Origin of the sequence: Paenibacillus anseongensis (assembly GCF_009757995.1) — a bacterium.
GTDB lineage: Bacteria > Bacillota > Bacilli > Paenibacillales > NBRC-103111 > Paenibacillus_E > Paenibacillus_E chondroitinus.
The window spans coordinates 400,097-420,866 of the sequence record NZ_WSEM01000039.1 but is presented as its reverse complement, the minus strand read 5'-3'; the positions used below and the strand labels follow the sequence as shown (position 1 = coordinate 420,866).

The following is a 20,770-nucleotide window of genomic DNA, read 5'->3' as shown; positions in this document are numbered from 1 at the left end:
TGTATGTCATGCAAGTTAATCAAACTGTGAAATCTCCGGTCGCAAAAGCTGCAAGCGCAATTCGCACTTCTCTCAGCGAAAAAGTGTTTACCGTGCTCAACTATATGTTCTTCATCTTATTAGGACTTTCGACGATATTTCCATTCATTAATCTGATTGCCAAATCGCTCAGCAGTGAGGCAGCCGTTGTTTCGGGCATGGTATCCCTATATCCCATCGATTTTCAAATAGGGACTTACCAATATGTGGCCAGCAACGCGATGTTTCTGAATGCATTCACGATTTCGATCACGGTGACGTTGATTGGATCACTGCTTTCTTTATTCATGACAACGCTAGCTGCTTATCCGCTCTCGAAGCCGAGGCTGCGGGGACGTAAGTTTTTTATCCTCCTCTATTTATTCACGATGCTGTTCAGTGGCGGTTTGATCCCAACCTATTTGCTCATGCACACCCTACATTTGATCGATAAACTACCGGTGCTCTTTCTGCCATATATGATAAACGTGTATAACATGTTGATTATTAAAAATTATTTCGAGGGCATGCCCGACAGCCTTGAGGAATCCGCGAAAATTGACGGTGCCAGCAATATGACGATTCTTTGGCGCATTATTTTGCCGCTATCGCTGCCTGTGCTTGCGACCATCGGTTTGTTCTATGCGGTTACCTATTGGAACGATTATTTTACTTCCTTAATTTATATCAATTCAGCCAATATGAAGCCACTCCAGCTTTATTTAAAAGAACTTTTCGTTTCTTCCACGGATGCGTTTCTGCGTACAAATGTGGATGCCTCGCTGAATGTATCACCGCAATCGATTCAAGCAGCATCGATTATTCTGGCTACGCTTCCCATCGTGATCGTTTATCCTTTTTTACAGAAATATTTTGTTAAAGGCGTGCTGGTTGGTTCAGTTAAAGGTTAATTGTTGCAAGGCTGGCTGGAACTACTCGAAGGGTGGTGGTGGGCAAGTCGAGAGCACTGTTTGAATACGAATCAAAGGGAGGCTTATGCATGTTAAAAAAATGTTTAGCTGTATTGTCGATCACAACTTTGGCGGCGTCTTTGGCCGCATGTGGAAGTGGAGGAGGGGCTTCGTCCGGTACGGCGGCGCCAGCTCCATCCGGAGCTCCCGCCACAACCGCAAATGCGAATGCACCCAAGCCGGAATTCAAAGCGCTTCTGCAATACGCGAGATTTGATCCAAACGCGGAAGTTGTGGCGAAATTTCTAAATGAGAAAACAGGCTACAAAGTCACGTATGACATGCTGCCGGTTGAAAATCCAGACGATAAACTGAATCTGCTTATGGCGAATAAAGAACAATATGCCTTCATGCTGCTCACGGGTCCTCAGTACTCGAAACTGGCTTCTTCAGGCGCCTTGGAGCCAATCGACGAACTGGTTAACAAATACGGAACCAATATGAAAAACGTGATCTCGCAAAATTCCTGGAACGGGGCAAAGCTAAACGGTAAAATTTACGGCATCCCGCAAACGGGTTCAGGAACGGTCGTTAACTCTGCGCTAATCATCCGTCAAGATTGGATGGATGAGCTGGGACTGAAGCCACCAACGACGCGCGATGAACTGTACAATGTGATGAAAACGATAAAAGAGAAGAAAAATGTCATGGCTATGTCGGGAGGTAAAAGCCCGCTGCTTCCTGAAGTACTACCGACCTTCGGACTAACCATGATACAATCAACCTTAACGACGGGTTGGCAGGATATAAATGGGAAACTCGTGAATACCGTTGAAAATCTGAATATGAAAAAATATTTGGAGTTCATGAAAAAACTTTACTCCGAGAAATTGATCGACCAAGAATGGTCACTCAACCAAGCGAATAAAGTCATCGAAAACTTTACAAGCGGTAAAACAGCCATTATTTCAAACGGTTATTTTAATGCCCCAACGGTTCAAAACGCTTTGCTTAAAAATTCGCCGAACGCCAAAATTGCCAGCCTGCCATACCTCAAGGGGGACGACGGCAAAGTTCAAGTCATGGCGAGTGCCGGAATCAGCTTTTACGTAGGAATTCCGAAGTGGGCGGAGAAGAAAGAAGAGATCATCAAATATCTGGATTTGAAGCTGGACAAAGATATTCATAAAGAAGCATCGATTGGTAAAGAAGGCGTTCATTACAAAGTGGAAAACGGAAATTATTTCCCGATTCTTCCGATTTTTAATGATCAATACAATAACGCTTCTTCGTTCCTGACAGGTGTGGATGAGAAAAACTATCCGATTTATTGGCAAGCACGCGTGCGCAAAGATCCTATTTTGACGGATGCGTTTAATAAAAATCAAGAAGCTGCCAAAGGGAACATGGTCGTTGACCCCCTTGCCTTCGCACCACCTCTTGAGGCTATCGGTAAAAACAGCCAGAAGCTGCAAAAGCTAATGGAAGACACCTTCCTGAAGTACATTACGGGTGCTGAACCGCTTGAGAATTATGATAAATTTTTGGCTCAGTGGAAAGCCGATGGCGGCGACGATATGACGAAAGCGGCCAATGAATGGTACGCAGCGAACAAGAAGTAAGAAGCGGCATCCCCTCTGGTTTTTCCATGGGGGTTTTATGACTGGAGGGAGTGATCAGAGGATGAAGAAAATCGGATTTATTGATTATTATTTGGATGAATGGCATGCGGAGAAATATCCGGAGTGGATAGAAACCGCTTCAGAAGGCAGAATGAAAGTAGCATATGCCTACGGCAAAACAAATCTCGAAGGCAAACTAAGCAATGCCGCTTGGTGCGAGAAAAAAGGCATTCAGCTGCTCGATTCCATTGAAGCCGTCGTCGAGCAAAGTGATTATTTGATCGTTTTGTCGCCGGATCACGCTGAGTTCCATGAAGAGCTGTCGCAGCTTCCTCTTCGATCAGGCAAGCCGACCTACGTCGACAAAACCTTTGCGCCGGATCGGGCTGCCGCCATTCGGATGTTTGAGCTCGCAGAGCAGCATGGGACGCCGATGTATTCGACTTCGGCGTTGCGGTTTGCTGCGGAGTATACGGAGCTCAAGATGGAGGGAATCGAGTCCATTTGCGCTTTGGGTCCGGGGAGCTTTGAAACGTATGCGATTCACCAGGTCGAGCCTATCGTTTCGCTCATGGGAACGGATGTGAAACGTGTGATGTGGACGGGGACGCCGAACGCTCCGGCTCTAGTCATCGGGTTCGCAGATGGACGCCAGGCCACTATCAACCATTATGGCCCTAACTGTCCGTTCAGCATGGCCTTGCGCTCAGAGCAGGGGGAGTCGCAATTTCTAAAAATTGATTCCAATTTTTTCGGAGCATTTATTGCGAATCTTGTCCGCTTTTTTGAAACAGGGGTTCCTGCTGTTCCCCGGGAGGAAACGATTGCGATTGCTGCTATTTTGGATTATGGCAAAAAGGCTGCGACCGCACCGTTTCAGTGGGTGGATTTGCCATCGTGAGCGAAAAGACTCGTCCAGTGGGAACTACAGGCCGTTATTTCGGTGAAAAAGCACATTTTCAACGTGTAGGAGGAACTACGATCCGCTATTTCCGCGGTTTCACTGAAAAAGCATGCCAGGGAGCCGAGATAAGACCCTGTAGTTCCCCTCCGAGAGGAAAAAGCTCGTTTTCCTCGAAATAGATGACTCCAGTTCCCTTAATGAACGCCTAGTGGGTTGTCACGTCAAAAAAAGCATCCATCTCCCAACCGGACAGGAGGATACGGATGCTTTTTCACGTTTATTCAACCTTTATTCAAGCTCTCCGGATGGGATTTCATCCAATTCTCTCTCTAATGCCAGGTTGACCTTCTTATCTCTAGTTCCTATGCCTAGAAGCTTATCTCTTTTCCTAATCTGCTGGATTCATAGATGCCGCAAAGAATTTTCATCATCTCAACGCCGTCCTGAACAGGGGAAAGAGTTTCCTTTTTCCCTTGGCACACTTCGACGAAGTAATTAATTTCTTGCTGAAAACCGGCCACAAAATCAAAGGAAAGATTATTGATCTGGGGTGTCAGGTTTAAAATCGTATCGTATTTCTCAGTTACGATGGACAGCTCAGGCTCCAATTCTGCGCCGCCTTTATCGCCGTAAAGCTTGACCGTAAGCTCATCTTCCTTAGCATGAAGCGTGAAGCTGACATCAACAAGAATAGAAGCCCCATTTTCAAAACGAATCAACGCATTTGCCATATCCTCTACGGTATTGTGGATGGCGTCGTAATCGGCTGCTTTATAAAAAGCGAGGTTCTTCACGTTGGCACGATTGCCAAGCTTGTTATACGTGTTTCCGGAAACGGATTTGACCTTCGGCCGCCCCATTAGATACCAGCAAAGATCAATCACGTGAACACCGACATCAATCAGCGGCCCGCCGCCTGAACGTTCCACGTCGGAGAACCAACCGCCCGGGTTGCCCAGACGGCGTATACAGGAAGCTTTGGCATAATAAATCTCACCTAATTCGCCATGATCCAGAAAAGATTTGACGATGCCGGTATTCGAGGCATATCTGCGGACAAAGCCCACCTGCAGCGTTTTGCCGGAGCGATGAACCGCTTTTTCAACAGCTAGCGCTTCTTCCACTGTTTTGCAGAGCGGCTTCTCCGTGAGCACATGTTTGCCTGCCTCAAGCGCAGCGATGGAAATAGGAGCATGGCTGTTGTTCCACGTGCAGATGCTTACCGCATCAATAGCCGAGTCTGCAAGTAGCTCTTTATAGTCCGTGAACACACGGTTAATACCATATTTCTCAGCCTTCGCTTTTGCGCGCTCCTCATTCAAATCACAGATCGCGTACAGCTCAACATCCGGATTGCCCTGATAGGATCTTAAATGCATTTCAGAAATGGAGCCAGCTCCGATTACGGCTACTTGTAATTTGCTCATCGTAAAAAGCACCTCATCATTGGATGTATTTGGTAAGGCTAAACAGCATGCATAGTCGGCCACTCCAGCTCAATTCCGAAGCTGACCAACATGCGTTGAAATTCCCGAAGCTCGGATTCTTGGTTTCGAATATCTCGGGGTTTCAGCTTGCGATCGATACAACGACTAGCTAAAAAACCTGCGGCTTCCCCGATATTCCATTCGACGGGATGGAGGCGGTAGCAGCCATTCGTGATATGGGTAACGCCAAGATTTTTGCAAGCGGGCAATAGATTATTCATCCGAATAGGGATCAGACTGCCCAGTGGAATCTGGAACGGAAGGGAGGAAATATCGATGTAATGCCGATTGCCCGTACTTGGATGCAGGTCGATGCGATAGCAGCCGATCCCGACGGAGTCGTGGAACTGCTCTGCTTTGCCATCTGCGCGGCAATCCGTACTTACATGCTGTTCGAGCACGGTAAACTCGGCTTTAATCCGGCGAGATTCCCGCATATAGGGATACATCGCTAGCCCGTCATCCGTGCCGACCACGTCTTTGCGCAGCCGCAGCCCCGGGTAGCCTGTGCCACCGTCTGGGCGCGGAGCTTCCGTCTGCAGCCAGTAGAGAAGGGAGAGGCTGAGCTGCTTGGCATCCCACAGGTGCCGCTGCCGCTCGCTTTCGCTCACATCAATGACGGATCCCAGCCAGTAATCGTTTTGCGGCCAGTTCACCAGCGTGATGCTCCCGGGGTAAGTGCCTTCCTCAAACTGTGCAGCGTCGATGATTCGGCGATAGTAGAAAAGGGAGTAACGCTCTGTGCCCTCAAATAGTTCGTAGTCGACAGCTTCAAGCGTATGTGGACGGACGCCGGTCCAACTGAGCAAACGATCCGGCCAGAAATCGGCTTTATACGAACGCCAAAAGTCATAACGCTCAGGGCGCTCAATCGTATGATCCTCGCCTTCGATATAGTCCATGGCAAAACAGTAGGTAAAGCCCTGCATATCCTGAGGAAGCGCATCGCCTTTAACCGCATGTGGCTCGCCCGTTTGGCTGAACGATTCCGCTCCTGTCACATATTCCGCTCCGGCAAGCGGCAGAACATCCCCACATTCTGTAGCATCTAGATAGTAAGCAGCAGTTAGTTCAACAAGTTCATCTGTCTGCAAATGCCTCATCCTTACGGATTGAATGTCATCCCCGTCAACGGAAACAGCCTGTACTTGGTAACGGTAAAGGATCTGCAATCTGCCGCTGTGAACATAAGGAGCTAACATCGCTTGCAGCACGGCTAGTGCCGCTCGCGGTTCGTGGCACAGCCGGGAAACGCCGCCGTTCCCCGGGTTCAGATGAATGCGGGATCGTGCCTCTTCGGTAAGCGGGAAATGGCGTCGATAATAGTCCCGCACTTCATTGCGAAACTCGCGGTATGTACGCGTACAGCCAAACTGTTCAATCCATCGATGCTCATCGGGAGGGACGGCTTGGCTTGTCAATTGTCCCCCAATCCAATCGGTTTCTTCGGTTAAAATTACCGATTTCCCGGATTTGGCTGCGGCAAGCGCAGCGGCGCACCCGCCGGTACCGCCGCCGATAATGACAATATCGGCGGTGTATGATTTATTGATCTTGTTTGTCAACAAAGATCCCTCCTTATCTCCTGTTGCGCAGTGGTTGCCAGGCTATTCTCATTGTATTACAGCAAGAAAATAGCCACAGCAGAGGACTATGACTTCTTTTGGTACTTTAATAACCTTTGAAGTAAAGAAAAAAAGGATTCAACGTCCGTATGCCGAAAATTTTTACAGAAGTACTTATTAGTGAACGAAAAGAGGTCGTGATCCGGATGAGCGATAAAAAAACCGTTAACGCTGTACAACTTGATGCGAATATGCAGGTTGAGACTAGTGACAATAGTCTTCAATGGCACTCTCCGATGGAGAAACCTTTTCAAGTAGCGGGCTTCGGCTGGTTGGAAGAAGAGAGGCGGTATCGTCGGCTTCCAGCAGAACCAGCATGGGAGCTGCCGCTAGCGGTTGATTTGCTGGCCAACTGCACGACTGGCGGCCAAATTCGCTTTACAACAGACGCAGTCTCACTTTCCGTCAAGGTACGCCTGACCGGTGCTGCGGATATGTATCATATGCCGGCTACCGGGCAATGCGGATTTGATTGCTACATCGGTGGCCCTGGCGAGCAAATCTATTACGGAACGACAACATACAATCATCAACTGACGGAATATGAAAGCGTATTATTTACAGATATGAGCAGGGAACAACGGGTTATTACACTGAATTTTCCATTGTACCAAGGCGTAGATGAGGTGCTAATCGGTTTGGACCCGGAAGCACAAATCACGGCGCCTCCGGCGTATGACCATAATCATAAAATTATTGTATATGGAACCTCTATCACACAAGGCGGCTGTGCCTCCCGCCCGGGGATGTCTTATACGAACATTTTATCGCGCCGTTTTAATGTGGAATTCCTCAATCTAGGGTTTTCTGGAAACGGGAAAGGCGAACCTGAGTTGGCCCATCTCTTGGCTGAAATCCAAGATCCGGCTTGTCTGATTTTGGACTACGAGGCTAACTGTGTATCCACGGAGCTGCTGCAGGAAACACTGCCGAATTTCATTTCGATCTATCGAGAGAAGCACCCTTTAACACCCATCTTGGTGATATCCCGGATTACGCATGCGAAAGAGTATTTTGATGTTCAGATGGCGAAAGATCGAGCGGACCGCAAACGGATTTCCATACAGGCCGTAGAGGAGCGGCGAGAGAGAAATGACGCCAACATTTATTTCTGTGACGGTTCTTTGCTTTTAGGGGAGAACGCGCAAGAATGTACAGTAGATGGTTCTCATCCGACTGATCTTGGCTTTCTAAGGATGGCCGACGGGTTGACGCCGATTCTAAGGCAAATTCTAGGATAACGGTTGCTTGAAGGGGTGGTTGAATGAAACTAAGATCGAAATCGTCCGGTCTCGTTACTCTCGCGATAGTCACTTGTTTCACCGCCTCTGGCTGCAGCGTTCAAGCAGATAATAAGGAAGGTACGGAAGCTGGTCAACAGGATACAACTTCCGCCATCCGAATTGTCGTAAACAGTCTGGGTGTGATTTTTCCTGATGGCATGGATGAAAACAACAATCCTTATTTAACATACATCGAGAAAAATACGGGTGTTGGAGTGGGGGTCACATTGCCTCCGCTGAATGGGTATGATGAGAAGCTGAACGTCATGATGACGTCCGGGGAGCCGCCGGATATGCTTAATACAAGCAGTCCGTCTTGGTTTATAAATTTTGTTAATCAAAAAGCGCTGACACCTCTGAACGACTACATCGATAAGTACGGCGCGAATCTGAAAGCGAAAATCCCTAAAGAAGCTTGGGATAACGTAACCGTTGACGGCAAAATTTATGCGATTCCGAGCCTAAATGAGGTGAAAGGGACGGAGCTGATTTACGCCAGGAAAGATTGGCTGGACAAGCTTGGTCTTCGTCCCCCGCGCACCCTGCAGGAGTACACAGCCGTGATGAAAGCTTTTGCGGAAGGGGATCCGGACGGCAACGGTCAGAAGGACACGTATGGACTTTCGATCCTGGAGCGATTAGGGAGAACCTCACCTTTTCTAGGGGCCTTCGGGGTTCAAATGAACGCTTGGTACGAAAGAGACGGCAAGTTAGTTTACTCAGGGGTATTGCCTGAAATGAAAGAAGCCCTCGCCTACCTGCACAGTTTGTATGAACAGGATATTCTCGACCCGGAATTTCCTCTGAACAAAATCGATGTGCTTGGTGAAAAGATTGCATCTGGAAGAGTCGGACTCTACTCAGCGGCATGGTCCGATACGCGATCACTTATTGCAGCAAACCGTAAAAATGATCCGAAAGCGGAATGGATTTCACTTGATTTTCCAATTGGACGCAGTGGTAAACACGGGGTATACAGCACGTCCAACGTCCGATCCTACAATGTTGTGCCACTCAAGAGCCAGAAGGCAGAATCCGTGGTCAAATTTCTTGATTTCATCGCAGGTCCAGGGCAGCAAAATTTGAAGCTTGGGTTTGAAAATGAGGTTTGGACGAGGGCTGGTGGCAAGTTGTCCATTCGATTCGATGAGCATATCAAGCAAGGTTATAGGGGGATTTATGGGGCTCTTGCGGATACGGTTGAGCCGGACATGACCCGGGATCGTTTGAAAGCGCTGGGCGAGCCGTTCAAGCTGTATGAAAATTTGCAGCAGATCGAGGGCAATCTCATGGAAAATCGTTTTAACGGACCACCTACCCCCGCAATGGGCAAGCATCAAGTGAAGCTTTCCAAGCTGCAGGAAGAAACCTTCACGCGCATAATCGCCGGCATGAGTCCGATAGAGGATTTCGATGATTTTGTGAAAAAATGGAAGGAAGCCGGCGGAGATGAGATTACCGGGGAAGTGAACGAATGGTGGCGGGATAACGGAAAGCAGCCGGGACAATGATCCGGTACCCATGGAGGGAACCAACATGGCCAGAGACATCGCGCCAAAATTGCGAAAAGTGTTAACCGGGTTCATTCAGGTTAGATTAACGTGGTATTTTTTACTGATACTGCTGCCGCTTTCCGGATTCAGTCTTTTTGCTATTGCCAAATCACAGATGATCGTGGAGGTGCAGACGGGAGAGAGAACCCAAGGGGCCTTGCACACGATGGCGGATTACATTGACCTCTCGCTTCAAAATATCGAGCAGCTTTCCTCATTGATTGCTTTTGATATGAATATGAATGCAACCCTGCAGTCTGTCGGCCAAGAGCCGAGGAAGCAATCGTTTGTTCAATTCGCTCAGGTGATGGACCAAATCACGAGTATGACGAATGTTAATCTCATGGTTGATCAAATTACGATAATCCATATGCCATCGCGTACCGTGATTTCTACGAAATTGGGGGGCAGCAAGCTGCCTGAGGGCGCTGAGAAGCAGGAGTGGTATATGCGATTAATGGAAGCGGGAGGCGGGACGTATTTCTATACCCCTCAAGATGGGGAGTCATATTTCGATGCGGACAGTGTACATTTGATCCGGACTATGGATCCTTATAATCGAACGTTGATTAATCCTAATTTGCTTATCATATCTATTAAAAAGAGCGCATTGATTGAGCAGGCCAAACCGCTCCTGCCTTCGAAGAATGCGAACATTTACATATTTGGCAGCAATGGTAATCTGATTACCGGGACGGGTGCAAGCGTCAATGCGCAAGTTTGGGATAAAAAAGATGAGGTCAGATCGATCCGCAAATCTCCTCAGACCGGGCAAGAAATGGTCACGATTAGCGTGAAGTCGAAGCTGTCCGGTTGGTCCATTATGATGGAACAGCCGCTTTGGGAGATTCGAAGCCATACCGATTCGCTAAAAGTGTTTACTTATGGCATTGTAATCGTCAGTTTAATGCTTGCGATTATTATTTCCTGGATCGTTTACCGCGGCATTTCAGCTCCTCTGCGGAAACTGGCCTACGGGATGAAGCAGCTGCGTACCGGCAATTTTACCATTCAATTGGAAGATAAACGCATTGACGAACTGGGGTACGTGATTGAGTCCTTCAACCGAATGGCGGAAAATCAGAAGACGTTGATCCGCGACCATTATGAGAAGCAATTATTACTGTCCAAAATGGAGCTGAAATTTTTGCAGTCGCAGATTAATCCGCATTTCCTATATAATACACTGGACTCGATTTATTGGACGGCCAAAAATTATGAGGCAGATGAAATCAGCGAGATGGTCTTGAATCTGTCGAAGTTTTTCCGGTTAAGCTTGAACAAAGGAAACGAGACTTTTTCAGTTGCAGAGACAATCATTCATTTGACATATTATATTAAAGTCCAGCAGTTGCGATTTTTGGACCATTTTACGGTCAGGTACGAAATTGCGGAGGAAAGCAAGCCTTATCATGTTTTGAAGCTCCTTTTGCAGCCATTAGTGGAAAACGCCGTTATACACGGACTGGAGAAACAGAGTGAAGGCGGAGAACTTGTCATTTCCTCCTATTTGCTGGGACCTAATCTCGTGTTGGAGGTTAGTGATAATGGGGTAGGCGTGAATCGGGAGAGACTTGCCTATATTTGTGGTAAACTGGAAGAAGCATCCAAACAAGCAGTCGAAGGCATTTCTACCGATCGAAAAAAAGAGAAAGATCTGTTCGGCTTGCGCAATGTAGTCGCCCGTATGAAAATGTACTATGGCGATGATGCTTATTTTCGCTTCGAGAGCAGCGCTGGTCGCGGTACCAGAATGACGTTGTGCCTTCCGCTTGATAAGTGTGTAACGACATTGGAGGATCAAGTGGGGTGAAAAGGTTTTTTATATGAAATAGGGAGGGTGAGCTATGCTCTATGTTATTGTTCTAATTCCCGTGCTCGCACTGATGATTTATGGCGTGGTCAAAATGACGCGAAAAGCAAAGGGCAAGGTCGAGACTTCAAAAGTCATTCAAATGTCGTCGTATCAATCCAAGAAGAAGACTTCTACGAATACGAATGCGAATACGCAGGCATGTTCCTTTTGCAAGAAGAAACAGAAAAAGCTAGCGTTCTACTCGGATGAGGAGGGGCGGGTCGTTGGGGTTTGCTCCGATTGCAGGCCGCAAGCAGAACGCCGGGCGTTGATGAGGCTGTGATTGGGGAAGTTACATAGAGCCTTAGCGGGAATGCCGCTAAGGCTCTTTTATTTGGCATATCAGATAATCTGATAGAACTTATAAATTCATTATAATTGACCTGCAACTAAACCTGTGATAGGTTCAAGAGAGTAAAATTTTATGTGACAAATTAATTGGGGAATTTCTTATTACTGCAGCATATGAGAGGTGGATTTTGTTGGAACTTCAAGTAACAAACAGTCCTTTTAATCAGGAACAAGTAGAACTGCTTAATCGTCTACTGCCTACTTTAACAGATTCACAAAGAGTCTGGTTAAGCGGTTATTTCGCAGCAATGAATGGTGTGCCGGGATCAGTTAGCACTGGCGCGGTTCCTGCAGTACCAGCAGCAAATGCAGCACCAAGCGTAGCGGCTATTTCGAAAGAAGTAACAGTCCTCTTCGGATCACAGTCCGGGAAAGCGCAAGGTTTGTCCAAAAAGTTTAGCAAAAAGCTCGAAGAGCAAGGATTTCAGGTAACGCTTTCTTCGATGTCCGATTTCAAGCCGAATGCTTTGAAAAAGGTGCAAACTTTGTTGGTTATTGTCAGCACACATGGCGAAGGAGTTCCGCCGGATAATGCGATTTCCTTCCACGACTTCCTTCATAGTAAAAGAGCTCCTCAATTAGACGGACTACAGTATTCCGTGCTTTCGCTCGGCGATACGTCCTATGAGTTCTTCTGTCAGACGGGGAAAGATTTCGACAAGCGTTTGGGTGAACTTGGCGGCAAGCAGCTTGCTCCGCGCGTAGATTGCGATGTTGATTTCGACGAACCGGCAGCAGAATGGATGAGCAGCGTATTAAGCTCACTGAGCGCATCTTCAGGTGCATCATCCGCGGCAGCAGCAGGTGCAGCAGTTAGCTCTACGAGCGCAGCTGAATCTGAGTTTTCCAGAACGAATCCATTCCAGGCTGAAGTCCTTGAGAACTTGAACCTGAATGGACGCGGGTCGGACCGCGAAACGCGACATGTGGAGATTTCCCTGGAAGGATCGAACCTTCAATATGAGCCAGGCGATTGCTTAGGCATTTATCCGGAAAATCATCCTCAACTTGTCGAGGAATTAATTGAAGCTATGGGCTGGAATGCGGAAGAGCTTGTTACGATTAATAAAAACGGCGACAAACGTTCCGTACGTGAAGCTTTAACAAATAATTTTGAAATTACAGTTCTGACAAAACCTTTAGTAGAGCAAGTTGCGAAATTGACTGTAAATACAGACCTGAACGGGCTTGTAGCAGCAGGAAATGAGCAAGAGCTTAAATCCTACATCCACGGCAAAGATCTGCTTGATCTGGTTCAGGATTATTCGCTAAAAGGGCTTGCAGCAGCTGAATTCATCGCGGTTCTGCGCAAAATGCCTGCTCGCTTATATTCCATCGCCAGCAGCTCAAAAGCATTCCCGGATGAAGTTCATGTAACGGTTCGTTCGGTACGCTATGAAGCGCGCGGTCGCGAACGTTACGGTGTGTGTTCCGTGCAATTGGCGGAAAGAGTGAAAGCAGGCGATTCGCTGCCGGTTTACATTCAGAACAATCCGAATTTCAAATTGCCGGAAAGTTCAGATACACCTATCATTATGATTGGACCTGGAACTGGGGTTGCTCCTTTCCGTGCATTCCTTGGCGAACGCGAAGAAACAGGTGCGGAAGGCAAATCATGGTTGTTCTACGGCGATCAGCACTTCTCAACAGACTTCTTGTATCAAATCGAATGGCAGCGTTGGTTGAAAGATGGCGTTCTAACGCGCATGGATGTCGCTTTCTCGCGTGATACGGATCAAAAAGTATATGTTCAGCATCGCATGCTTGAGAAAAGCAAAGAATTGTATCAATGGCTGCAAGAAGGGGCTAGCGTGTATGTCTGCGGGGACGAAAAACGCATGGCTCATGATGTTCATGAAACATTGGCAAAAATTATTGAACAAGAGGGCGGTTTCAGCTCCGAAGAAGCGGCTGAATACTTGTCCCGGATGCAACAGCAGAAACGCTATCAGCGGGACGTCTACTAAGACGAAGCCGTTGATTGCTAGAGGAGAGAGCCGATATGTCAGAAAACAATTTATTGTCGAAGAACAGCGCACCGCATAGCGACGTTGAACACATTAAACTTAGAACGAATTATTTGCGGGGGAGCCTCGCTGATACGCTTTTAGACACGATCACAGGATCGATTCCTGAAGATGATAACCGTTTGATGAAGTTTCACGGCAGCTATATGCAGGATGACAGAGATCTGCGTAATGAGCGCCAAAAGCAAAAACTGGAGCCGGCCTATCAGTTCATGCTGCGCGTACGTGCAGCCGGTGGTGTCGTAACAGCGGACCAATGGCTTATGATGGACCGTGTAGCACAGAAATACGCGAATGGAACCATTCGCTTAACGACTCGCCAATCTTTCCAACTTCATGGCGTTCTGAAATGGAACATGAAGAAAACGATTCAAGAAGTCAATGCTTCGCTGCTCAGCACGCTCGCAGCTTGCGGTGACGTTAACCGTAACGTGATGTGCAATCCTAATCCTTACCTTTCGGATGTGCATGGTGAAGTTTACGAATGGGCTTGCCGCATTAGTAACCACCTGGATCCACAAACTCGCGCCTACCACGAAATTTGGTTGGACGGAGAGAAAGTGATCGACAGCCAAGACGCGGAGCAAGAACCGATTTATGGAAAAGTGTACTTGCCGCGTAAGTTCAAAATCGGTATTGCCGTTCCACCATCTAACGATGTAGACGTATTCTCACAAGATCTTGGTTTCATTGCCATTGTGGAAGACGGGAAGCTGAAAGGCTTTAACGTTTCCGTTGGCGGCGGCATGGGGATGACGCATGGCGATACGCTGACGTACCCGCAGGTTGCTCAAGTGATTGGATTCGTTACACCGGATCAAGTTGTGGATTTGGCAGAAAAAACCGTCACGATTCAACGTGATTATGGTGATCGTTCCGTGCGTAAACATGCACGTTTTAAATATACAATTGATGACCGCGGCATCGAATGGTTCGTGGAAGAACTGACTGCTCGTCTGGGCTGGAAACCGGAAGCTCCGCGTCCGTATCAGTTTGACGATAACGGAGATCGTTATGGTTGGGTAAAAGGAAGCAATGGCAAATGGCATTTCACCCTGTTTATCCAAAATGGACGCGTCAAAGATGAAGGCAGCTATCAGCTGTTAACTGGACTTCGCGAAATTGCCAAAGTACATTCCGGCGATTTCCGACTTACGGCGAACCAGAATCTGATTATCGGAAATGTTAGCGCTCAGAAGAAGAAGAAAATCGAGGAACTAATCAAGGAGTACGGCCTGACAGATGGTCTTCATTACTCCGCACTGCGCAGAAGCTCCATGGCTTGTGTCGCACTTCCAACATGCGGCATGGCGATGGCGGAAGCTGAGCGTTATTTACCGGAGTTGATGGATAAAATCGATCCGCTGCTAGAAGAAGCAGGTCTTAGCGAGAAAGAAATCACGATTCGTATGACAGGCTGCCCGAACGGCTGCGCACGTCCGATGCTGGCTGAGCTTGCGTTCATCGGGAAAGCACCTGGCAAATACAACATGTATTTGGGTGGTGGCCATGCGGGTAACCGACTCAACAAGCTGTATAAAGAAAATATCGGCGAGCAAGAAATTCTACAATCGCTGGGTCCGATTTTCAATCAATATGCCAAAGAGCGTTGGGATGGCGAGCACTTCGGTGACTTCGTTATTCGCGCGGGTTATGTGAAAGAAGTTCGTTCCGGCCAAGATTTTCACGCATAATATTTCATCTTGTGGGGCTGTCCTGAAGATCTGTCAAAAGATCTCCATGGATGGTCCCTTTTTGAATGTTCCTACAATTATTGTGGTAAAATATGGCGAGGTTTGACGTATAAGGAGCAAAACGATGAATGACACCAACATCTCAGCGATCACTAAAACACCAAACAGAAAAAAGCTATACCATTTTACACGCGCCAGAAATTTACCGGCCATTGCGTATTTTGATACGCTGTTTTCAAGTTATAAAATCGATCCTTCTCAAGATGGCCCGCGTCGGTTAGTGCCAAGGCATTTGAGCTATCAAGCTCAAAAGGTTACGATCAATTCTCATTTGAGAATTGCAGATAGCATGATCGACGCCTCTACGACACAAGAGGAATTTCGGGCGTTTTTGGATCGGCATGTTTTTTTATGGCCAACCCTGAAAGATTGTCAAAAAATGATGGCAACGTATGCCAGAAGAGAGCCGGAGGAAGCTTTTGCCGTTCTCGAATTTGATGCGTCATCTTTGCTGATGAACCATGGCCTTGAAATTACGCTTTCGAAATATGATTCTGGTAGTTCGCCGCGCTTTCCCAATCATTGTTCCTATAAGAAAAGTTTGGCTATGTTCTTGCCATTAGACCAGTTTGGCCTTGTCAAAAATGACTTAGTGCCAAGTACCCCTTCGCAGATTAAAGAGATATTAATCGATGGCCAGATGACTGGTGTGACTGAGCTTCTCTCAGCGGTTTATGTCAGCAATGGGGGAGAAATTCCTGCTGGTTGGAGCGATTTGGCGCGTCCCTGGGCGATGTTAACCGACTAATTTCGAGCAAACAAGCATCTACCTGACACTATCCCACATACACTGTTACATCAAGGAATTCAGGTCATGAAACAGCGGTCTGACGAGGAGGGGTACAGGTGAGATATACCGTGCAATATATATCGCTGAGTAAAATTAAACCGGAAAGTACCACAACCAAAACCTCACAGCGGAAAAAAGAATTAAAAAAAGTAGCGCAAGATCTGATGCATTTATTGGTTGTGCAAAAAAGCAAGAAAGACAAAGGATACGTCGTTGTAGACGGACATCATCATTTGAATTTCCTCAAAAAACATACACACAAACAATCCGTGGTATGCCTTGTCGATGAAAGCAAACTATCCACGAGTGTTGGAAAATTTATGGATCGATTTCGTAAGCAGCCGTTGCCTTACGATCTTCCAGCCATCAAATCGGATCGGGTAACCGTCAGCAGCTGGTCGATCATCCGTACATTTCTGAAACGTGAACCGCGGTTTCGTAAGCTTTCGCGCAGGCAGCAGCTGAAGGTGCTTCGGCTAGGTATGCAATATAAGAAAACAACGGTTCGCAGTATGCAGGAGAAGGTCGATGAATTGTTTAAAAAGATGGTCACGCATTAACATACAATGCTTTTTCAGGGGCTGCTGCGGCAGCTCTTTCGTTTATCTTTAAAACAATTTCATCTATTGTGCAGGTGGAATGAGGTATAATTAGGGCTGTAGATGAAAGAAGGAGTGATTATGCCCATGATAGAGAACGTACGCACGAGTAATGTACAGCGTTTTGCCGGATTCGGCGCGTTGTACGATCAGAATCGTCCCACGGCTCCGCAGGAAGTCGTTAAGCTGATAACAACGTACTTGCAGCATAAACCGCAAACCGTTGTTGACGTAGGCTGCGGCACAGGTCTTTCAACGTTTATATGGCTTGATGAAGCAGATCAAATCATTGGCGTTGAGCCGAGTGACGATATGCGCGCTGTTGCCGTTAGTAAGTGGGAAGCGATACATAAACCTGATAATATGCAGTTTGTCAAAAGACTTTCCCATGAGCTGGAACTGCCTTCTGCGTCCGTTGACGTTATCACTTGCTCGCAGTCTTTCCATTGGATGGAGCCCCAAAGCACACTGCGTGAGTTCGCTCGCGTACTCCGACCCGGGGGGATTTTCGCTGCTTACGACTGTGATTGGCCGCCGGCGGTTGACTGGAGGATTGAGGAACAGTACAAGCGGCTTCTCGCTTTAGGCGATGCTAGAGCCTTAGAACTGGCTCCGAGCGAACAACAGGCCCACAAATGGGACAAAGAGGGGCATTTGCAGCAAATTCGCGACTCCGGCTTATTCCGATATGCGAGGGAGATCGTTTTCCATAACTGGGAAACGTGTGATGCCGAGCGTTATGCGAATCTGGCTTTCAGCCAGGGAGGCTTGCAAACGGCGCTGAAGCTGGGCGCAGAAGAACTGCGTGCGGAGTTTTCAGCTTTCCGCGAGCTGGTAGCTGAGGTTTTTGATGGCGTGGAACGGGAGATTATGTTCGGTTATCGGTTGCGCATGGGTGTGGTTTAGTTTTCAAAAGGTTGGCTATGATGGACTTCTCATCATAGCCTTTTTTTCGAGCTGTTGCCGGCAAATAGCAACGTAAGAGGACGCTTACTGATCGAGGTGCGTGCATGTACAGCCAGCACGATACATATATTTTTTAGAATGAGATATCAAGATCGCCACGGAAGAAAGGAGTGTACCATGGATTCTCCCAAACGGAATCAAGGCATGAACGGCATTGTACCGCAGCCCATCCGTTATGACGGTGCTGGTGGAATCGACGCGGGTCCAAGGGATATCATGCGGGATAAGGAAAACCCCAACATGCTGGTACCACCTAACACCGATGCCGGATTGGTGCCTAATTTGAAGTTTTCCTTCTCTGACACTCCCATGACGTTAAGCCACGGCGGGTGGTCGCGGAAAATTACAGCGAGAGAATTGCCGATCGCGACGACGTTGGCCGGTGTAAATATGAGTTTAACACCTGGCGGTGTCCGAGAGCTTCATTGGCACCAACAAGCGGAATGGTCCTATATGCTGCTCGGACGTGCGCGTATTACGGCAATAGATCAAGACGGGCGGAATTTTATTGCCGATGTCGGTCCAGGTGATCTTTGGTATTTTCCGCCAGGGCTTCCACATTCCATTCAAGGGTTGGAGCATTGCGAATTCCTGCTTGTTTTCGATGATGGCAATTTCTCTGACCTTCATACGTTATCGATTTCCGATTGGTTTGCTCATACACCCAAAGAGGTATTGTCTGCGAATTTCGGTGTTCCCATAAGTGCATTTGACAATATTCCGTCAGAGCAAGTCTACATTTATCAAGATAACGTTCCCGGTCCGCTGGAAAGTGAGATCGTGCAATCCCCTTACGGTACGATCCCCTTAAGTTTCAAATATCAACTGTTAGCTCAAACACCGATCAAAACTCCCGGCGGAAGTGTACGAATCGTAGACTCAAGAAATTTTCCCATCTCCCAAAAAATCGCGGCAGCCCTCGTTGAAGTAGAAGCAGGTGCTATGCGTGAACTGCATTGGCATCCAAATAACGATGAGTGGCAGTACTACCTCGCTGGTCAGGGGCGCATGACGGTGGTTCTTGGAAATGGCAACGCGAGGACGTTCGACTACCGGGCAGGTGACGTCGGTTATGTGCCATTTGCTACGGGGCATTATATTCAAAATACAGGAACAGAATCCCTATGGTTTCTTGAAATGTTTAAAAGCAATCTGTTTGAGGATGTCTCACTAAACCAGTTGATGGCACTTACGCCGCAGGGGCTTGTGAAAGGCAATTTGCATGTTGGACCTGACCTTATTAACGCGCTGCGCAAAGAAAAATGGCCGGTCGTCAAGTATCCGGGATTTTCTTACTATCCGCGATAATAATATTTTTTGAAATTGTGATAGAAATTCATGAGAGGTTGTGTCCTATAGTTGGAATCCACTAAAATGAAGTGAGACTCTCAAACTAAAGGAGAATGACAATGAGAAAAGTTGTATTATTCGTGCACGTATCGCTGGATGGTTTTGTAGCTGGACCGAATGGGGAATTGAATTGGATCTCCTATGACCAAGATTTGATGGACGCTGCGGATGAGATCGTAAAAACAGTGGGGTCCCCCATCTATGGCCGCGTAACGTATCAGATGATGGAGAGCTATTGGCCTACTGTTCTGAACGATCCTGAAAGCACGCAACATGATATCGATCATGCGAATTGGATCGAGGACATAGAGAAAGTTGTGATTTCCAAAAGCCTAAGGGAAGTTCAGTGGAACCGCACAACGCTCATTAACGAGAATATTGCAGAGGAAATCGGAAAGCTCAAGCAGCAGCCGGGAAAAGACCTTGTCATCTTCGGCAGCCCGAGCATCGCACACACGTTTATGGATTTGGATTTAATCGATGAGTATCGATTAACTGTTAGTCCCATTGTGCTAGGGACCGGAACGCGCTTATTTCAAGAGGATAAGGCGACCAAACGATTGAATCTCCTATCTTCCAAAGTACTTCCTTCAGGTGTGCTGGTGCTTCATTACGAAGCTAAGAAGGAGTAATACATTCGATTATAAAAAGCTAAAAAGGAGTTAAGCGAAAATAAATCGCTTAACTCTTTTTTGTTACCCGCCTAAATTGGAGATACGATTGATTAACCCCGTGATGTCCGTAATTGTAGCAAGGATCTGGGAGTTTTGCAGTTTGTCGAGCGCCAAGTGTCCATTTACTACCACTTGATTAATTTCATCTAACAATACTTTATTTTTCTCAACTAATTGCTCGTGAATATCTTTTGCGAAAGCAGGTACACTTTTCAAGTTAAACTGTTCAATTTCCGTTTTTAAGGCGAGTAACTGTTCTTCAAGCTTCATCTTTGTTTCAGGATTCGTAGCGGCATCTTTGATTAGCTGTGGGGCTTGTTCGGCAAATGTACTCAGTTTGTTAATGTGCGCCGTGGCTTGATTCACGTAATCCAAGGATTGATTCGCTCCATCCAGGAACGAACATGCTCCTATCATCATGGATGAAAGAACGACGAAAAGCAGCATTGATTTTCTCATTAATCATCACTTCCTTTTTCATGTAATTTGAGAAATTTGGTTTGGTTTGGTATTGTTTTAATACGCTTCAAGAGAAAATAGAGTTTCAAGATAAGGAGAAAAAGACATGACGACTTTTATTGATAAGATTGCGCTGATACGTATCGTTGATGGACAAATATTGGGGACACGTTCGAAAGGGAAAGAGCTCTATTATTTGCCTGGAGGCAAAAGAGACCCTGGGGAGACGGATACCGAGACGCTGATTCGGGAAATTGAGGAGGAGCTTTCGGTACACATTAAGCCGGAGACAGTGGCGCATTTCGGGAATTTCGAAGCGCAAGCAGACGGTAAAGCAGAGGGGATTGTGGTGAAAATGGCTTGTTATACGGCAGATTACGACGGCGAACCCAGTCCAACTTCCGAAATCGATGAATTGGAATGGTTGTCTTATAAGGACAGGGATCGAGCCTCACGCGTGGTTCAAATTATTTTTGATCACTTACATGAAAAAAATCTACTGCCGTAAGGCTTTAGACAATTTGTGCAACTAATTCTCTCTC

Annotated in this window: 18 protein-coding genes; 15 read left to right on the top strand and 3 right to left on the bottom strand. The window is 47.0% G+C overall.

From position 1 onward, the window contains the following. The first annotated feature begins 8 nt into the window (after positions 1-8). From GON05_RS37120 to GON05_RS37110, 3 genes are all read left to right on the top strand, one after another. On the top strand, positions 9-929 hold the full coding sequence (locus GON05_RS37120; RefSeq protein ID WP_157326485.1) for a carbohydrate ABC transporter permease: 921 nt from the start codon (positions 9-11) through the stop codon (positions 927-929). A gap of 89 nt (positions 930-1,018) precedes the next feature. Next, positions 1,019-2,551 (top strand): type 2 periplasmic-binding domain-containing protein, encoded by a 1,533-nt coding sequence (locus tag GON05_RS37115; RefSeq protein ID WP_157326484.1) that lies wholly within the window; start codon positions 1,019-1,021, stop codon positions 2,549-2,551. A 61-nt stretch (positions 2,552-2,612) separates the two neighbouring features. Continuing rightward, on the top strand, positions 2,613-3,452 hold the full coding sequence (locus tag GON05_RS37110) for a Gfo/Idh/MocA family oxidoreductase (RefSeq protein ID WP_157326483.1): 840 nt from the start codon (positions 2,613-2,615) through the stop codon (positions 3,450-3,452). A gap of 371 nt (positions 3,453-3,823) precedes the next feature. On the opposite strand, the gene GON05_RS37105 is transcribed toward GON05_RS37110, so the two are convergent. Then, entirely contained in the window at positions 3,824-4,882 is a 1,059-nt protein-coding gene (locus GON05_RS37105) for a Gfo/Idh/MocA family protein (protein ID WP_157326482.1), read from the bottom strand. Positions 4,883-4,920: 38 nt separating this feature from the next. Next, complete coding sequence (locus GON05_RS37100) at positions 4,921-6,495, bottom strand: FAD-dependent oxidoreductase (protein ID WP_181646497.1); 1,575 nt, start codon at positions 6,493-6,495, stop codon at positions 4,921-4,923. Positions 6,496-6,656: 161 nt separating this feature from the next. Here GON05_RS37100 and GON05_RS37095 point away from each other — a divergent pair, with 161 nt between their 5' ends. From GON05_RS37095 to GON05_RS37045, 11 genes are all read left to right on the top strand, one after another. Further along, complete coding sequence (locus GON05_RS37095; RefSeq protein WP_246239750.1) at positions 6,657-7,808, top strand: SGNH/GDSL hydrolase family protein; 1,152 nt, start codon at positions 6,657-6,659, stop codon at positions 7,806-7,808. 23 nt (positions 7,809-7,831) lie between these two features. Next, entirely contained in the window at positions 7,832-9,361 is a 1,530-nt protein-coding gene (locus GON05_RS37090; protein WP_157326480.1) for an extracellular solute-binding protein, read from the top strand. A 25-nt stretch (positions 9,362-9,386) separates the two neighbouring features. Beyond that, complete coding sequence (locus GON05_RS37085) at positions 9,387-11,216, top strand: cache domain-containing sensor histidine kinase (protein ID WP_181646474.1); 1,830 nt, start codon at positions 9,387-9,389, stop codon at positions 11,214-11,216. Between the two features lie 34 nt (positions 11,217-11,250). Next, a complete protein-coding gene (locus GON05_RS37080; protein ID WP_157326478.1) occupies positions 11,251-11,541 on the top strand; it encodes a hypothetical protein in 291 nt (96 codons plus the stop codon). Between the two features lie 199 nt (positions 11,542-11,740). Beyond that, positions 11,741-13,576 carry an assimilatory sulfite reductase (NADPH) flavoprotein subunit gene (locus GON05_RS37075; protein ID WP_157326477.1) on the top strand — a complete coding sequence of 612 codons (1,836 nt, stop codon included), beginning with the start codon at positions 11,741-11,743 and terminating at the stop codon, positions 13,574-13,576. Between the two features lie 35 nt (positions 13,577-13,611). Then, positions 13,612-15,330: an assimilatory sulfite reductase (NADPH) hemoprotein subunit gene (gene cysI / locus GON05_RS37070; protein ID WP_157326476.1), complete on the top strand. Its 1,719-nt coding sequence runs from the start codon at positions 13,612-13,614 to the stop codon at positions 15,328-15,330. 124 nt (positions 15,331-15,454) lie between these two features. Next, entirely contained in the window at positions 15,455-16,138 is a 684-nt protein-coding gene (locus GON05_RS37065) for a DUF7002 family protein (RefSeq protein WP_157326475.1), read from the top strand. A gap of 98 nt (positions 16,139-16,236) precedes the next feature. Further along, positions 16,237-16,740: a hypothetical protein gene (locus GON05_RS37060; protein WP_157326474.1), complete on the top strand. Its 504-nt coding sequence runs from the start codon at positions 16,237-16,239 to the stop codon at positions 16,738-16,740. A gap of 126 nt (positions 16,741-16,866) precedes the next feature. Next, positions 16,867-17,685, top strand: coding sequence for a class I SAM-dependent methyltransferase (locus tag GON05_RS37055; protein WP_157326473.1), 819 nt, complete (start codon positions 16,867-16,869; stop codon positions 17,683-17,685). A gap of 177 nt (positions 17,686-17,862) precedes the next feature. Further along, positions 17,863-19,053: an oxalate decarboxylase family bicupin gene (locus GON05_RS37050; RefSeq protein ID WP_157326472.1), complete on the top strand. Its 1,191-nt coding sequence runs from the start codon at positions 17,863-17,865 to the stop codon at positions 19,051-19,053. A gap of 101 nt (positions 19,054-19,154) precedes the next feature. Then, entirely contained in the window at positions 19,155-19,727 is a 573-nt protein-coding gene (locus GON05_RS37045; RefSeq protein ID WP_157326471.1) for a dihydrofolate reductase family protein, read from the top strand. Positions 19,728-19,790: 63 nt separating this feature from the next. Here the strand turns inward: GON05_RS37045 and GON05_RS37040 are convergent, their stop codons facing one another. Then, the gene (locus GON05_RS37040) at positions 19,791-20,228 is read right to left on the bottom strand and encodes a DUF6376 family protein (RefSeq protein ID WP_157326470.1); all 438 of its coding nucleotides are present in this window, start codon (positions 20,226-20,228) and stop codon (positions 19,791-19,793) included. 106 nt (positions 20,229-20,334) lie between these two features. Between GON05_RS37040 and GON05_RS37035 the strand changes: the two genes are divergently transcribed. Continuing rightward, positions 20,335-20,736, top strand: coding sequence for an NUDIX hydrolase (locus GON05_RS37035; RefSeq protein WP_157326469.1), 402 nt, complete (start codon positions 20,335-20,337; stop codon positions 20,734-20,736). The last annotated feature ends 34 nt before the right edge of the window (positions 20,737-20,770 follow it).

Coding starts and splice junctions, on each gene's coding strand:
- GON05_RS37120 (WP_157326485.1), top strand. CDS start 9: ATGCAAGTTAATCAAACTGTGAAATCTCCGGTCGCAAAAGCTGCAAGC.
- GON05_RS37115 (WP_157326484.1), top strand. CDS start 1,019: ATGTTAAAAAAATGTTTAGCTGTATTGTCGATCACAACTTTGGCGGCG.
- GON05_RS37110 (WP_157326483.1), top strand. CDS start 2,613: ATGAAGAAAATCGGATTTATTGATTATTATTTGGATGAATGGCATGCG.
- GON05_RS37105 (WP_157326482.1), bottom strand. CDS start 4,882: ATGAGCAAATTACAAGTAGCCGTAATCGGAGCTGGCTCCATTTCTGAA.
- GON05_RS37095 (WP_246239750.1), top strand. CDS start 6,657: ATGCCGAAAATTTTTACAGAAGTACTTATTAGTGAACGAAAAGAGGTC.
- GON05_RS37090 (WP_157326480.1), top strand. CDS start 7,832: ATGAAACTAAGATCGAAATCGTCCGGTCTCGTTACTCTCGCGATAGTC.
- GON05_RS37085 (WP_181646474.1), top strand. CDS start 9,387: ATGGCCAGAGACATCGCGCCAAAATTGCGAAAAGTGTTAACCGGGTTC.
- GON05_RS37080 (WP_157326478.1), top strand. CDS start 11,251: ATGCTCTATGTTATTGTTCTAATTCCCGTGCTCGCACTGATGATTTAT.
- cysI (WP_157326476.1), top strand. CDS start 13,612: ATGTCAGAAAACAATTTATTGTCGAAGAACAGCGCACCGCATAGCGAC.
- GON05_RS37065 (WP_157326475.1), top strand. CDS start 15,455: ATGAATGACACCAACATCTCAGCGATCACTAAAACACCAAACAGAAAA.
- GON05_RS37055 (WP_157326473.1), top strand. CDS start 16,867: ATGATAGAGAACGTACGCACGAGTAATGTACAGCGTTTTGCCGGATTC.
- GON05_RS37050 (WP_157326472.1), top strand. CDS start 17,863: ATGGATTCTCCCAAACGGAATCAAGGCATGAACGGCATTGTACCGCAG.
- GON05_RS37045 (WP_157326471.1), top strand. CDS start 19,155: ATGAGAAAAGTTGTATTATTCGTGCACGTATCGCTGGATGGTTTTGTA.
- GON05_RS37040 (WP_157326470.1), bottom strand. CDS start 20,228: ATGAGAAAATCAATGCTGCTTTTCGTCGTTCTTTCATCCATGATGATA.
- GON05_RS37035 (WP_157326469.1), top strand. CDS start 20,335: ATGACGACTTTTATTGATAAGATTGCGCTGATACGTATCGTTGATGGA.